Source organism: uncultured Roseovarius sp. (genome assembly GCF_947489715.1).
In the GTDB taxonomy this organism is placed as follows: Bacteria; Pseudomonadota; Alphaproteobacteria; order Rhodobacterales; family Rhodobacteraceae; genus Roseovarius.
The window spans coordinates 1,114,874-1,129,359 of sequence record NZ_CANLER010000001.1; the positions used below are offsets into that span (position 1 = coordinate 1,114,874).

Below are 14,486 nucleotides of genomic sequence, written 5' to 3' on the forward strand. Positions count from 1 at the left end.
TAAATCAGCAGCGCTTTACGGCGGCAGACAGCATATCATCTGGAAACCCCGACCGATTTGCCGATCCCCACATCGGAATCGGCGCGACAGGATGTGCTCGAAACCTGCATTAGGAATACCCTAACCAAAGCTAAGAAAGACCATTCTTTCGCCGAAGCTACTCTTCGTTGTTTCTTCAAGCAGAGGATCGGACGCCGTTCGCCAAGTGTTGGCATACGTCAGATCAATCCGCATCCGGCGACGCACAGGCTGCGCCCGATTTCAATTGCAGACGACCATAAAGAGAGGCACGAAATGGCGACCGAAACAATAGACACGCTTGTTGTTGGCGGCGGTCAGGCTGGCATCGCGATGAGTGAACATCTCGGCAATGCCGGTATTCCGCATCTTGTTCTGGAAAAAAGCCGCATCGCCGAACGCTGGCGCAGCGGGCGATGGGACGCATTGGTTGCCAACGGCCCGGCCTGGCATGATCGGTTTCCCGGCCTGGAATTCCGCAATATCGACCCCGAGGCCTTTGCCCCCAAGGAGATGGTCGCGGATTACCTGGTGGAATACGCAGAAAAGATCAAAGCCCCCATTCGCTGCGGGGTCGAGGTCAAATGCGCCGAACGGATCGACGGGCGCGCGGGCTTCCGGGTGGAGACATCAGAGGGTGTGATCGAGGCCCGAAACATCGTCTCTGCCACTGGCGCGTTTCAGAAGCCCATCATTCCGCCGGTCGTGCCACAGGATGCGCCCTTCACCCAGATCCATTCCTTTGACTACCGCAACCCCGATCAGTTGCCCGAAGGCGCAGTGATGGTCGTGGGCGCCGGATCCTCTGGCGCGCAAATCGCCGAAGAGCTGATGAATGCGGGCCGCAAGGTGTATCTATCGGTCGGACCTCATGACCGCCCTCCCCGCGCCTATCGCGGGCGCGATTTCTGTTGGTGGCTGGGCGTGTTGGGCAAATGGGATATCGAGGCGATGGAGCCGGGCACTGAACATGTCACGATCGCAGTCAGCGGCGCACATGGCGGCAACACCGTCGATTTCCGCATCCTCGCAGCGCACGGTATGACGCTGGTCGGGCGAACGCAGGGTTATGTCGACGGCGTGCTGTCCTTTGCGCCTGATCTTGCAGCGAATGTCGCGGCCGGGGATGAATACTACCTGTCCATGCTGGACGAATGTGACGCCTATGTCGCCCGCAACGGCATCGACCTTCCGGCAGAACCAGAGGCCCGAGAGATCGCCCCGGACCCGGATTGCCTGACCAACCCCTTGAGTAGCCTGAACCTGCAAGAAGCCGGTGTGACCACGATTCTCTGGGCCACGGGATTTGCGCGCGATTACAGCTGGTTGAAGGTCGATGCCTGCGATCAAGACGGTGTACCGCTCCATCAGCGTGGCGTCTCGGTCGAGCCGGGGATCTATTTTCTGGGGCTGCCGTGGCAATCGCGCCGGGGCTCGTCTTTCATTTGGGGTGTCTGGCACGATGCCAAGCATCTGGCCGACCACATTACCACCCAACGCAAATACCTCGAATATCATGCCGCCGCCCAGCGGCAAGCCGAAGACGCATAGAACGGAGCGCCCGATGACCCATACCCGCATTCGCAAATTCAACACCAGCGATACCTACCCCGAGCAAAATCTGGACAATGATCTGTGCCAGGCGGTGGTGACACAGGGTGGCAAGACCGTCTATCTGCGCGGCCAATGCCCACAGAACCTGGACGATGCCGTCAATATTGACAGCCACGATCCGGTCGAACAGACCCATAAGGTGATGCAGAACATCCGGCAATTGATCCAGGAGGCCGGGGGCGAGATGCAGCATCTGGTCAAGGTCGTTGTCTACATCACCGATGTGCGCCACCGCGAGGCGGTGTACCGGACGATGGGGGAATACATCAAAGGCGTGCACCCGGTTTCGACCGGTCTGGTGGTGCAGGCGCTGGCACGTCCCGACTGGTTGGTTGAAATCGACGGCACCGCCGTCATTCCGGGGTAGTCCGCGATGACATTCTCGCTTGTTGCGCGGTGCAAGGACACCGGGATGTTCGGCCTGGCGATCTCGTCTTCCTCGCCTGCCGTCGCGGCGCGCTGTTCCTACGCACGGGCGGGCGTGGGGGCAGTGGCGTCGCAGAATATCACCGACCCCACACTCGGACCGCTCGCACTGGATTTGATGGAAAATGGCATGAACGCTGTTGAGGCGGTTGCCGAAGTCACCAGGCGCGGCAAGTTCATCGAATACCGGCAGGTGCTGGTTGTCGACAAGACCGGGCAGACCGCAATCCATTCCGGTCCCAACTCGCTGGGCATCTGGACACAGGCGCAAGGGCCTGATGTGGCCTCGGGGGGCAACCTGCTGGCCAACGACGGGGTGCCGCAGGCCATTGTCGATGGTTACCTCTCGGCAAGCGGGCATATCGGGGATCGGCTGATTGCTGCAATGCGCGCGGGTCTTGCCGCCGGTGGCGAGGCCGGACCGGTGCATTCCGCCGGAATGAAGATCGTCGATACGGTCAGCTGGCCCGTGGCCGATCTGCGCTGCGACTGGTCCGATGAGTGCCCGATTGAAAACATCGCAACCGCCTGGGACGTCTACAAACCGCAGCTTGAGGCCTATGTCCAGCGCGCGCTCGACCCGCGTGAAGCGCCATCTTACGGCGTACCGGGCGACCAGTGAAATCAGGGAGATAATGATGCTGGACTATACCCATGAAGATTGGAAAACGCGCGCTGCCGCGCTGAAATTCCGCCATCAGGCCTTTATTGACGGCCGGTTTGTCGACGCGGCCTCAGGCGAAACATTCGACTGCATCAACCCGGCAACCAGTGCCGTGCTGGCTCAGGTGGCATCGTGCGATGCCGAAGATGTGGACCGTGCCGTCACCGCAGCCCGAGAAGCGTTCGAAGCTGGTAGTTGGTCGCGCGCTGCCCCCGCCGATCGCAAGGCTGTACTTCTGAAACTTGCCGATCTGATCCGCGAAAACCTTGAAGAGATGGCCCTGCTCGACAGTCTCGATATGGGCAAGCTGGTCACCGATGCGGTCACGGTGGACGCGCCCGGCTCCGCCCAATTTTTCCAATGGTACGCCGAAGCCATCGACAAGATCTATGATGAGGTCGCTCCCACGGGCCCCGGTGATCTGGCGCTGGTCAGGCGGGTGCCCTTGGGCGTAGTCGGCGCGGTCACGCCATGGAATTTCCCGCTGGACATGGCCACCTGGAAATCGGCAGCAGCACTTGCGGCGGGCAATTCTGTGGTGCTGAAACAGGCCGAACAATCGCCGCTGTCAGCCTTGCGGCTGGCGGAGCTGGCCGCCGAAGCCGGCCTGCCCGATGGCGTGTTCAACGTGGTGCCGGGCTTTGGCACAACAGCGGGCAAGGCCTTGGGGCTACACATGGATGTGGACACACTGGCCTTTACCGGCTCAACCGCGGTGGGCAAGATTTTCATGCAATATTCGGGGCAATCGAACCTGAAATCCGTCTGGCCCGAAACCGGTGGTAAAAGCCCCAACCTGATCTTTGCCGATTGCGAAAATCTGGATGCGGCGGCGGATATGGCGGCCTTTGGCATCTTCTTCAATCAGGGCGAGGTCTGTTCCGCCAATTCCCGGCTGTATGTCGAACGCGCCATCAAGGACGAATTCGTCGAGCGGATGATCACGCGGGCCAAGGGCATGCAACCCGGTGATCCGCTTGATCCGGACTCGAAAATGGGGGCCATCGTGGATGAGGCTCAGACAGCAGGCATCATGTGCCATGTGGAGGCTGGCAGGAAATCGGCCAATCTGGTGGCTGGTGGTGACCGGGTGACCGTGGATGGTAAGGGCTGTTTCGTGCAACCGACGGTCTTTGATGACGTCAGCCATGACAACCCGCTGGCCCGCGATGAGATTTTCGGCCCCGTCCTGTCGATCATCCCCTTTGACACAGAAGAGGATGCCGTGCGGATGGCCAATGACAGCATCTATGGCCTAGCCGCGTCGGTCTGGACCGATAACCTCAACCGGGCGCACCGGGTATCGGACGCGCTGCATGCCGGGACCGTATCGGTCAACACCGTCGACGCCTTGTCGGCCCAGACGCCCTTTGGCGGGATGAAGCAATCGGGTTTCGGGCGCGATTTGTCGCTGCACAGCCTTGACAAATATACCGCCCTCAAAACCACCTGGATCAAGTATCAGGCTTGATATCCAAACGTTAGCAAAGGCATAGTCAGGTCATGCCTTTGCGTTTCACACTTCGACAGCTGGAATATTTTGTTGCCGTGGGAGAGGCAGGATCAATCGCGCTGGCCTCAGAAATGGTGAATGTCTCCTCACCGTCGATTTCCGCCGCGATATCGCAACTCGAACAGGAATTCGGCCTTCAACTCTTTGTCCGCAAACATGCCCACGGCCTGTCACTGACCCAGGCCGGGCGGCAATTCATGGTTCAGGCCAAGATCGTTCTGCAAGAAAGCGAGGCGCTCAACCGGCTGGCCGATAATATCTCGGGCTTCGTTCAGGGGCCGCTGGCCGTGGGCTGTCTGCTGACCTTTGCCCAGATGGTCGTGCCCGGGCTCAGGCGCGCGTTTGAAACCCGCTACCCCGATGTCAGCGTCACCCAGGTGGAACGCGACCAATCCACCCTGATCGAGATGCTGCGCCGCGCCGACATCGACGTCGCCCTGACCTATGATCTTGATATCCCGACCGATCTGACATTCCTGCCGCTGGCCGAACTGCCGCCCTATGCGCTCTTTTCCGAAAACCACCCGCTCGCGCAGCGCGCAACTGTTTCGATATCCGACCTTCAGGAACATCCGATGGTGCTGCTCGACCTGCCGCTGAGTGCCGAGTATTTCCAATCGCTCTTTGCGCAGCTCGGAACCAAACCCATCATCGCCGAGCGGTCGCGCGATCTTGCTGTTCTGCGCAGCCTTGTTGCGAATGATTTCGGCTATTCCCTGCTTAACATCCGGCTCAATTCCGACATGGCCCCGGATGGCCGCAAGCTGAAATACGTCCCGCTCTCAGACAAATTGCGCCCCTTGCGCATGGGGTTGGTGACCTCGCAGGGCGCGCAAAATGTACTGACAGTGCAGGCCTTTATCGAACTCTGCCGTGAAACCATCTCGGGCGAGACCGTGTCCGGCATCAAGTTAAGGGCCTCCGTAGGATCCTGCTAATGCCGACCCGAGCATTGCTTAGACCCACCCTAACCCAAGCTTCCGCAGTGCCGACTTTATTGACCGGTTCAAATCTGGAACCCTAGTGTCAAAACAAAACTCGGGAAGGGAGCTGAACTTGCGCGACCCACGTTATGATATTTTGTTCGATCAGGTGCAGATTGGCCCTGTCACCGCAAAAAATCGGTTCTATCAGGTGCCGCATTGCAATGGCGGTGGGTACCGCGACCCGTCAGCAGCCGCCGCCATGCGCGGGATCAAGGCCGAAGGCGGCTGGGGGGTGATCTTCACCGAACAATGCGAGATGCACCACACTTCCGAAATCACGCCCTTCATCGAACTCCGCCTGTGGGAAGACAAGGACATCCCGCAATTGCGCAAGATGTCCGAGAAAATGAAGGAACATGGCGCGTTGGCAGGCATCCAACTGGCCTATTCCGGCATCAACGGGCCGAACCTTTACACCAAAGAAGTGCCGCTCGCCCCGTCGGCCCTGCCGATCCGTACCTTTACCAATGATCCGGTGCAGGCGCGCGCGCTATCGAAATCTGAGATCAGGGATCTGCGCCGCTGGTTCGTCAACGCCGCCAAACGCTCGAAAGAGGCCGGCTTCGACCTGATCTGCCTTTACGGCGCCCATGGCTTTGGCATCTTCCAGCACTTCCTCAGCCGCGCCACCAATCAGCGCAGCGACGAATACGGTGGATCGTTGGAAAACCGCTCTCGCTTCGCGCGCGAGGTCGTGGCCGATATGCGCGATGCGGTCGGCGATACGATGGCCCTGACCCTGCGCGTAAGCCTGGATGAAACCATCGGCGACCTGGGTTTTTCCAATGCCGAGGTCCGTGATTTTGTCGAGATGAACAAGGATCTGCCCGATCTCTGGGATCTGGCACAAGGCACCTGGGAGGATTGCTCGGGTCCGAGCCGTTTCAAGGAAGAGGCCGCACAGCACGAACTGGTCAAGGGCATTCACGAACTGACCGACAAGCCCATCGTCGGTGTTGGCCGCTTCACCTCGCCCGATGTGATGGTCAAACAGGTCAAATCCGGCGTGCTGGACTTCATTGGCTGTGCCCGGTCGTCGATTGCCGACCCTTTCCTGCCAAAGAAGATCGAGGAAGGCCGGATCGAGGATATCCGCGAATGTATCGGCTGCAACATCTGCATCACCGGCGACATGACCATGTCAATCAGCCGCTGCACCCAGAATCCGACTTTCATGGAGGAATGGCGCAAGGGCTGGCACCCCGAGAAGATGAATACCAAGGGCGACAGCAACAACGTGCTGGTGGTTGGCTCCGGCCCGGCCGGGCTTGAGGCCGCCTGGGCGCTCTGTCGTCGCGGCTATGACGTGGCGATTGCCGAGGCAAAAACCGAAATCGGTGGGCGGGTGACACGCGAACGGCAACTGCCCGGATTATCGGCCTGGGGCCGCGTTGCGGATTATCGTGAATACCAGTTGCAACAGCGCCCCAATGTCGAGATCTATTTCGACAGCGCGCTGGATGCCGACAGCATTCTTGAATTCGGCTTTGAAAATGTGGCCATCGCCACCGGCGCCATCTGGCGGCGCGATGGCGTCTCACGCCAGCACGTGGTGCCGATGCCAATCGCCGAAGGGGCCAAGATCTATACACCCGATGACCTGATGGACGGCACTGTGCCCGGCGGCAATATCGTGCTCTACGATGACGACCACTATTACATGGGCGGCGTTCTTGCCGAGCTATTGGTAAAAAACGGCGCCAATGTCACCCTGATCACGCCCTCGGCTTATGTCTCGGACTGGACGAATAACACGCTGGAACAGGGCTCCATCCACGCCCGACTGGTCGAAATGGGGGTTGAGATCGTTTTAAACCGCGGCGTTTCCCAGATTGCCGCCGATCACGTGGTCAGCAATTGCATCTACACGGGTCGCACCCAGACCTATGCCGCCGATGCGGTTGTCATGGTTGCCTCGCGCACCTGCAATGACACGATCTACACCGATCTGACCGCATGTCAGGCCGATTGGGCCGATGCGGGTATCAAATCCGTCAAGATCTTTGGCGACGCCGAGGCCCCGGGGCCGATTGCCTGGTCCACCTATGCCGGCCACCGCTATGCCCGCGAACTCGACGGTGCCGATATCGGGGACGATCTGCCCTTCCGCCGCGAAATCACCGAACTGGCAGTGGATTGAGATGTCTCGAAATACCTGGGTTCAGCTATTGCTTCGCACTACCCATAATAGATTAGTCTGAACCTAATGTTCGCTAAGGGACTCATTTCTTAGCTTAGACAGGTACAGGCAGTATCGTTCATCCAAGGGACAAAAAACAGCGGGAGAGGACATGTCGGACAAGGATACCATCGCCGTCGACGTGCGGGATGCGGTCAAACGCTATGGCGATTTCACCGCACTTCAACGAATTTCGCTGTCGATCTACGACAATGAATTCTTCACCCTGCTTGGCCCCTCGGGCTGCGGCAAGACCACCCTGCTCAGGATGATCGCCGGGTTCGAGGATGTCACCGAAGGGGCGATTTTCCTCTTTGGCGACGAGATCGAGAAACTGCCGCCCAACAAACGCCCGGTCAACACGGTGTTCCAGAACTATGCGCTCTTTCCGCACATGACGGTCACTGAAAACGTGGGCTTTGGTCTTGAGATGCGTGGCAAATCCAAATCCGAGGCCCGCCAGCGCGCGGGCGAAATGCTTGAACTGGTGCAGCTCTCGCAATTTGCAGACCGTAAACCCGCCCAGCTCTCCGGTGGTCAGCAACAGCGTGTGGCTCTGGCCCGTGCGCTGGCGCCACAGCCCAAGGTACTTTTGCTGGATGAACCCCTCTCGGCGCTCGATCTGAAACTGCGCCAGGCAATGCGGTTCGAACTGAAAGAGTTGCAGCGCGAGACCGGCATCACCTTCATCTTCGTCACACACGATCAGGAAGAGGCACTGACCATGTCGGACCGGATTGCGGTGATGTCGGCGGGCAAATTGCAGCAACTGGGCGAGGCCAAGGAAATCTATGAACGGCCTCACAACATGTTCGTGGCCGATTTCATCGGTGAAACCAACCTGCTCGAAGTTTCCGTCGACAAGATCGCGGATGGCCGCGCCATCTGCCATCTGGGCGGCGGGCATGAACTGACCTGCAATGAGGTGCCGGGCGTCGGCGTCGGATCCAAGGTGCATATGTCGGTGCGTCCCGAACGCCTGTTCCTATCGGATGAACCTACCGAATCCGAAAGCCTCAAGGGGCAGGTCCGCGACAACATCTTCGTCGGCACCGATATCCAGACCATCATCGACCTGGCCGACGGGCCGCAAATGATCGTGCGCACGTCGAATTCCGATCGCGGCAACAAACGCATTTTCGAACCCGGTGCACAGGCCTATGTCAACATGGAGCAGGAGGCCGCCCGCCTCCTGGTTGACTGATGGCAGCGGGGGCGGCAAGCGGCGGCAGCGCCAAATCCGACACCTACGCCGAGGCACGCACCTGGCTGTTGCTTCCGGCCTGGGCCGTGCTGGGCATATTCGTGCTGGCACCGGTGTTGATGATGCTGGTCTATTCTTTCCTGACCAAGGAATTTCGCGGCGGCGTGATCTGGGACTTCAGCTTTGCAGCCTATGATCAGTTCTTCTGCAATCGTGGGCTGTTCGGGGATGAACCCTGTAGCATTGAATGGACCTATATCAACATCTTCTGGCGCTCGATCTGGCAGGCCGGTGCGGCCACGTTGCTAAGCCTGGTGATCGGCTTTCCCACCGCCTATTTCATCGCCACCCGGCCCGAAAAGGTGCGCCCGATCTGGGTGTTCCTGATCACCATCCCCTATTGGGTCAACCTGCTCATTCGCACCGTCAGCATGAAATTCATGCTGCGCGATCAGGGTCCGCTCAACGATTTCCTGATCTCGACCGGGCTGATCGACACGCCGATCCACATCGTGAACACCAATTTTGCGGTGCAGCTTGGCCTGTTCTACTCCTACCTGCCCTTCATGGTGCTGCCGATCTATGCATCGGTCGAGCGATATAATTTCAACCTTTCCGAGGCTGCTGCCGATCTTTACGCCAGCAAATGGGTCACGCTTCGACGCATCCTGCTGCCCGCGGTCAAGCCCGGCGTGATTGCCGGCTGTATTCTGGTCTTCGTGCCTTCACTGGGTTCGTTCCTGGCGCCGGACCTGCTGGGCGGGGCCAAGAACTTCATGATCGGATCGCTGATCGAAGAGCAGTTCAAGGGCAATGCCGGGAACTGGCCCTTCGGTGCGGCCGCATCAATGATCCTGCTGACGATGGTGCTGATCATCCTGCTGATCTTTGCCCGGCAACAGGCCAAAGCGGAAAAGGGGACAGGCTGATGGCACGCGGAAAAAACGACATCAAATCCTTCCCCGGTTTCCTGCCAATGACAATCCTGTGTCTGGTGATCCTCTATGCGCCACTGGTGGTGGTGACGATCTACTCGCTCAATGACAGCAACTCGATCACCAATTGGGAAGGCATCAGCTTTCGCTGGTACGCGGATGTGTTCACCGGGCCTGAATCCGAAAAATTCAAGATCGCCGCCTGGAACAGTTTCACCATTGCCATCATCGCTGCCACCGTGTCGACCACCATTGCCACACTGGCAGCCACGGCAATGGTGCGCGGGGGGCGGTTCAGACTACGCACCGTGTCCTTCGGCCTGATCTCCCTGCCCCTCATGGTGCCCGAGATCGTGACCGCCGTCGCCACGCTGATCTTTTTCAACTCCATCGGCTTCACTCGCGGCTACCTGACCATCCTCATGGCTCATATCGCCTTTTGCATCCCGTTTGCCTACATGCCGATCTCGGCCCGGATGCAGGGGATCGAGGACAGCTATGAACAGGCGGCAATGGACCTTTATGCCACCAAGCGGCAGGCCTTCACCAAGATCCTGATGCCGCTGATGCTGCCGGGCATCATCTCGGGCTATATCCTGGCCTTCATCATCTCGCTTGACGATTTCATCATCACCAACTTCGTCAAGGGTGCGGGCGTCGAAACCCTGCCCACCGCGATCTTCGGATCGGTCAAGCAAGGGATAAAACCCAATATCATGGCCATTTCGACCATGCTGCTGGCGGTGTCGATCATCATGGTCACGATCTCATACTTCGTCAGCAAATCGGACAATACCAAATGACACGGCATCCGCCTTGCGACATTCTCTTCGAGCCCGTGAACATTGAACCTGTCACACCCCAAAAACAGGTTCTTTCAGATACCCCTTTGCGCGGTCATTTAGGACAATGCGCCAGATACAAATACGCAACCGAGTTTCTGGACGCGGGCATCAGATTGATCTCGCGCATTGGCGATTGTGGAGCGTCAGGTAATACTGCGGCAGCGGTGCATTCCGACAGCACATGGGCTCACAACCTTGATCAGGACGGTGTTTCAGGTCCACCTTACCTTCCAATGCCACTGGCATAACTCAAAAAAACCAACAGAGGAGAACGCAAATGAAATCGATTGCTAAACTGGGGGCGACGGCCATCGCGCTTGCACTGGCCGCCAATGCCGCCAGCGCCGACGGCAAACTGGTGATCTATCACTGGTTCGAATACATCCCGCAGGAATTGCTGGACAAGTTTGCCGAAGAACACGGGGTCGAGGTTGTCATGGACACTTACGATTCCAACGAGGCACTGCTGGCCTCGCTCAAGGCCGGTGCCATCGGCACCTATGACGTGGCCGTACCGGGCGATTACATGGTGTCGATCATGGCCAATCAGGGCCTGCTGGATACGATTGCCGAGGGCGAACTGGCCAACAAGGGCAATATCGCCGATGAATGGGCCGATCCCAGCTTTGATCCGGGTCGCAAACATTCGATCCCCTATCAGTGGGGTTCGACCAGCTTTTCGGTGAACCGCGATGTCTATGATGGCGACATCAACACCACCGATATCCTGTTCAATCCCCCCTCCGAGCTTTCGGGCAAGATCAACATGCTCGACAGTCAGGGTGAGGTGCTGGCCATGGCCTCGCTGCATATGGGCATTCCGCAATGCTCGACCGACCGCGAACAGCTCAAGGCACTGAACGCGATGTTGCAGGACGCCAAGGGCCACTGGGCCTCCTTCAACTCCGACACGGCCAAGGAAGTGCTGGTCTCGGGCGATGCCGCCGTGGGCCAGATCTATGACGGTTTCGGCGCCAAGGCGCGTGAGGAAGGCGCGAACCTGGAATACGCCTTTCCGGCACAGGGTTACGTGGTCTGGATGGACAATGTCGTCCTGCTCAAGGACGCGCCAAACCGCGACAACGCCCTCAAATTCATGGATTTCCTGCTGGAACCTGAAAACATCGCCGCCGTGTCGAACTATGCGCGCTATGGCGCGGGGGTGAAGGGCGTGTCCGATCATCTTGACCCGGCTTTGGCAAAACTGCCGGAATCGAACCCGCCCGCCGATGCAGGTACCGGCGTGTTCATCGAAGTCTGCGATCAGGAAACCCAGGCCGTCTACGACACGATCTGGACCAACCTGAAAAAATGAGGGGCTGATCACCTCAACAATGTTCCGGGGCGTTGCAAAATGCCCCGGAAGCCGGACTATGCGGCTAGTGCCGCAGACCTGCCAGCTGCTCTCATCAAGCTCCGTTCCCTTGCCATGGATTCCGTCCAGAGCCGATTTCACCTGCCAGAAATCAACGGTTTTCAAGTGATAGCGCCGAAAAATCGGCCCGGCGGCACCCGGGCGGGTTGCCCTTCGCACCGGACGGAAAAACCGACCACAGGAGGTTCTGCGATCGGCGCACCCCTTACCACACTCCCGTTATCACTTCTCTTTCGGTGCTTCGAAGTTCACGGTCTTCATGTCGTAATTCGGGTCGTTTTCGCATTCTTCCCGAATGACTGTAACCGTTTCGGTGAATTCATCGCCGCGCGGGGCATCGACATTCGTCACCTCGTCGGTTTCGACCTGAACCGTGCCGTCACTGCTGGCATCTTCCTCAAGTGGGGTGTCTTCGCGCACAGCGGCTCCGGCCTCGTTTGCCATGTCGTTCACGGCCTGCATCTGTCCTTCCTCATCCAAAGCCTGAAAGTCAGCGCAGGTCATTGCCGCTGCCGGTTGCGCCAGAAGGGCGACGGTGCCAATCGCGGTCAGTTGTGACAGTACGATTTTACTAAAGTTCATATTTACTCTCCTATCAGAGGCTTCTCCGGACATCAGCGACACGCTGACATCGCCCGAGCCCTGACTGGGAAAACATTGTCGCCCGGGAAAGGTTCCCGACTACCTTGTCAATCACGGCTACGTGATGCGCCACTCAGCCAACGCAGCGACCACGGATCATCGGTCCGGCTCCGGTAATCCGAGACCCTAATCCGAGCATTCACCCGCATTCCCGTCCCGGGTGCGACAAAATAATTGATCTGCGTCAAATTCTGACATTGCCCCGCCCCCCTCCTCGTTCTAAAACCAAAAGGGATCACGGGCGTGTGAAAGAATGTTGCGCGCCTCGCAAATATTAAGTCAGCAGGAGGCACCAATGGCAGATGCAGCCATTCACGGCCACGATCATCATGACGAACGTGGGTTCTTTACCCGCTGGTTCATGTCCACCAACCACAAGGATATCGGTATCCTCTACCTGGTCGTTTCGGCATTTGTCGGTCTGATCTCGGTCGCGTTTACCGTTTACATGCGCCTCGAGCTGATGGAGCCCGGCGTGCAGTACATGTGTCTCGAAGGCGCGCGCTTCTTCGCGGCGGCCGCGGGCGAATGTACGCCAAACGGGCATCTCTGGAACGTGATGATCACCTATCACGGCGTCCTGATGATGTTCTTCGTGGTGATTCCGGCGCTTTTCGGCGGTTTCGGCAACTATTTCATGCCGTTGCAGATCGGCGCGCCCGATATGGCCTTCCCGCGGATGAACAACCTCAGCTTCTGGCTCTATGTCGCCGGGACGTCGCTGGGCGTCGCCTCGCTGCTCAGCCCGGGTGGTAACGGACAGCTTGGCTCGGGCGTGGGCTGGGTGCTCTACCCGCCGCTTTCCACGACCGAACAGGGCATGTCGATGGACCTGGCGATTTTTGCCGTGCACGTGTCGGGCGCCAGCTCGATCCTGGGCGCGATCAACATGATCACCACCTTCCTGAACATGCGCGCACCGGGCATGACACTCTTCAAAGTGCCGCTATTCTCGTGGTCGATCTTCGTGACTGCATGGCTGATTCTGCTGTCGCTGCCGGTTCTGGCGGGCGCCATCACCATGCTGCTGACAGACCGCAACTTCGGGACCACCTTCTTTGATCCCGCAGGCGGTGGCGACCCGATCCTCTATCAGCACATCCTGTGGTTCTTCGGCCACCCCGAGGTATATATCATCATCCTTCCAGGCTTTGGCATCATCAGCCACGTGATCGCGACTTTCTCGCGCAAACCGGTCTTCGGCTACCTGCCGATGGTCTGGGCTCTGATCGCCATCGGCTTCCTGGGCTTCGTCGTCTGGGCGCATCACATGTACACCGTCGGCATGTCGCTGACCCAGCAAAGCTACTTCATGCTGGCGACGATGGTGATCGCGGTGCCCACCGGCGTGAAGGTGTTCAGTTGGATTGCCACCATGTGGGGCGGCTCGATCGAATTCAAGACGCCGATGCTCTGGGCCTTTGGTTTCCTCTTCCTCTTCACCGTGGGCGGCGTAACCGGCATCGTTCTGTCGCAGGCCGGTATCGACCGCGCCTATCACGACACCTACTACGTCGTGGCGCATTTCCACTATGTGATGAGCCTGGGGGCCGTCTTCGCCATCTTCGCGGGCATGTATTTCTACTTTCCCAAGATGACCGGACGGATGTATCCCGAATGGGCTGGTAAGATGCATTTCTGGGCGATGTTCATCGGTGCGAACCTGACCTTCTTCCCACAGCACTTCCTGGGACGTCAGGGCATGCCGCGCCGCTACATCGACTACCCCGAGGCCTTCGCGCCCTGGAACTGGTGGTCGTCGATCGGCGCCTTCCTCAGCTTCGCGTCCTTCGTGTTCTTCTTCGGAATCGTCGCCTACACGCTGCTGCGTGGAGCACGCGTAACCGAGAACAACCCGTGGAACGAATACGCAGACACGCTGGAATGGACCCTGCCCTCGCCCCCGCCCGAACACACGTTCGAAATCCTGCCCAAGCAGGAAGAATGGGACAAGGGCCACGCCCACTAGGCAAAGGTCTCATGAAAACGAAAAGCCCTCGGTATCACCACCGGGGGCTTTTTTCATGCCAATTTCTGTCGGATCTGATCCGAATGTGGTCCCGGTGCAGGCGGAATTAATGCCGT

General features: G+C 58.7%; 12 protein-coding genes. 11 read left to right on the forward strand and 1 reads right to left on the reverse strand.

The window, feature by feature from the left end; genetic code table 11:
- Positions 1 to 294 precede the first annotated feature (294 nt).
- The 10 genes from Q1B27_RS05375 (at position 295) to Q1B27_RS05420 (ending at position 11,699) form a co-directional block, all read left to right on the forward strand.
- Entirely contained in the window at positions 295 to 1,569 is a 1,275-nt protein-coding gene (locus Q1B27_RS05375) for an NAD(P)/FAD-dependent oxidoreductase (protein WP_299844663.1), read from the forward strand.
- 13 nt (positions 1,570 to 1,582) lie between these two features.
- Positions 1,583 to 1,999 carry a RidA family protein gene (locus Q1B27_RS05380; RefSeq protein ID WP_299844665.1) on the forward strand — a complete coding sequence of 139 codons (417 nt, stop codon included), beginning with the start codon at positions 1,583 to 1,585 and terminating at the stop codon, positions 1,997 to 1,999.
- 6 nt (positions 2,000 to 2,005) lie between these two features.
- Complete coding sequence (locus Q1B27_RS05385; protein WP_299844667.1) at positions 2,006 to 2,680, forward strand: DUF1028 domain-containing protein; 675 nt, start codon at positions 2,006 to 2,008, stop codon at positions 2,678 to 2,680.
- Positions 2,681 to 2,696: 16 nt separating this feature from the next.
- A complete protein-coding gene (locus Q1B27_RS05390; protein ID WP_299844670.1) occupies positions 2,697 to 4,193 on the forward strand; it encodes an aldehyde dehydrogenase in 1,497 nt (498 codons plus the stop codon).
- A gap of 32 nt (positions 4,194 to 4,225) precedes the next feature.
- Positions 4,226 to 5,173, forward strand: coding sequence for a LysR family transcriptional regulator (locus Q1B27_RS05395; protein ID WP_299844673.1), 948 nt, complete (start codon positions 4,226 to 4,228; stop codon positions 5,171 to 5,173).
- Between the two features lie 118 nt (positions 5,174 to 5,291).
- The gene (locus Q1B27_RS05400) at positions 5,292 to 7,361 is read left to right on the forward strand and encodes an NAD(P)-binding protein (RefSeq protein ID WP_299844676.1); all 2,070 of its coding nucleotides are present in this window, start codon (positions 5,292 to 5,294) and stop codon (positions 7,359 to 7,361) included.
- Between the two features lie 151 nt (positions 7,362 to 7,512).
- Entirely contained in the window at positions 7,513 to 8,604 is a 1,092-nt protein-coding gene (locus Q1B27_RS05405) for an ABC transporter ATP-binding protein (RefSeq protein ID WP_299844680.1), read from the forward strand.
- Complete coding sequence (locus tag Q1B27_RS05410) at positions 8,604 to 9,533, forward strand: ABC transporter permease (protein WP_299844683.1); 930 nt, start codon at positions 8,604 to 8,606, stop codon at positions 9,531 to 9,533. The genes Q1B27_RS05405 and Q1B27_RS05410 overlap by 1 nt, the downstream gene beginning before the upstream one ends.
- On the forward strand, positions 9,533 to 10,342 hold the full coding sequence (locus Q1B27_RS05415; protein WP_299844686.1) for an ABC transporter permease: 810 nt from the start codon (positions 9,533 to 9,535) through the stop codon (positions 10,340 to 10,342). Before Q1B27_RS05410 ends, Q1B27_RS05415 begins: the two co-directional genes overlap by 1 nt.
- Positions 10,343 to 10,661: 319 nt before the next feature.
- Entirely contained in the window at positions 10,662 to 11,699 is a 1,038-nt protein-coding gene (locus Q1B27_RS05420) for an extracellular solute-binding protein (RefSeq protein WP_299844690.1), read from the forward strand.
- Between the two features lie 282 nt (positions 11,700 to 11,981).
- Here the strand turns inward: Q1B27_RS05420 and Q1B27_RS05425 are convergent, their stop codons facing one another.
- Positions 11,982 to 12,341, reverse strand: coding sequence for a hypothetical protein (locus tag Q1B27_RS05425; protein WP_299844693.1), 360 nt, complete (start codon positions 12,339 to 12,341; stop codon positions 11,982 to 11,984).
- Between the two features lie 355 nt (positions 12,342 to 12,696).
- Between Q1B27_RS05425 and ctaD the strand changes: the two genes are divergently transcribed.
- Positions 12,697 to 14,370, forward strand: a complete 1,674-nt coding sequence (gene ctaD / locus Q1B27_RS05430) for a cytochrome c oxidase subunit I (RefSeq protein ID WP_299844696.1) — start codon at positions 12,697 to 12,699, stop codon at positions 14,368 to 14,370.
- The last annotated feature ends 116 nt before the right edge of the window (positions 14,371 to 14,486 follow it).

Coding starts and splice junctions, on each gene's coding strand:
- Q1B27_RS05375 (WP_299844663.1), top strand. CDS start 295: ATGGCGACCGAAACAATAGACACGCTTGTTGTTGGCGGCGGTCAGGCT.
- Q1B27_RS05380 (WP_299844665.1), top strand. CDS start 1,583: ATGACCCATACCCGCATTCGCAAATTCAACACCAGCGATACCTACCCC.
- Q1B27_RS05385 (WP_299844667.1), top strand. CDS start 2,006: ATGACATTCTCGCTTGTTGCGCGGTGCAAGGACACCGGGATGTTCGGC.
- Q1B27_RS05390 (WP_299844670.1), top strand. CDS start 2,697: ATGCTGGACTATACCCATGAAGATTGGAAAACGCGCGCTGCCGCGCTG.
- Q1B27_RS05395 (WP_299844673.1), top strand. CDS start 4,226: ATGCCTTTGCGTTTCACACTTCGACAGCTGGAATATTTTGTTGCCGTG.
- Q1B27_RS05405 (WP_299844680.1), top strand. CDS start 7,513: ATGTCGGACAAGGATACCATCGCCGTCGACGTGCGGGATGCGGTCAAA.
- Q1B27_RS05410 (WP_299844683.1), top strand. CDS start 8,604: ATGGCAGCGGGGGCGGCAAGCGGCGGCAGCGCCAAATCCGACACCTAC.
- Q1B27_RS05415 (WP_299844686.1), top strand. CDS start 9,533: ATGGCACGCGGAAAAAACGACATCAAATCCTTCCCCGGTTTCCTGCCA.
- Q1B27_RS05420 (WP_299844690.1), top strand. CDS start 10,662: ATGAAATCGATTGCTAAACTGGGGGCGACGGCCATCGCGCTTGCACTG.
- Q1B27_RS05425 (WP_299844693.1), bottom strand. CDS start 12,341: ATGAACTTTAGTAAAATCGTACTGTCACAACTGACCGCGATTGGCACC.
- ctaD (WP_299844696.1), top strand. CDS start 12,697: ATGGCAGATGCAGCCATTCACGGCCACGATCATCATGACGAACGTGGG.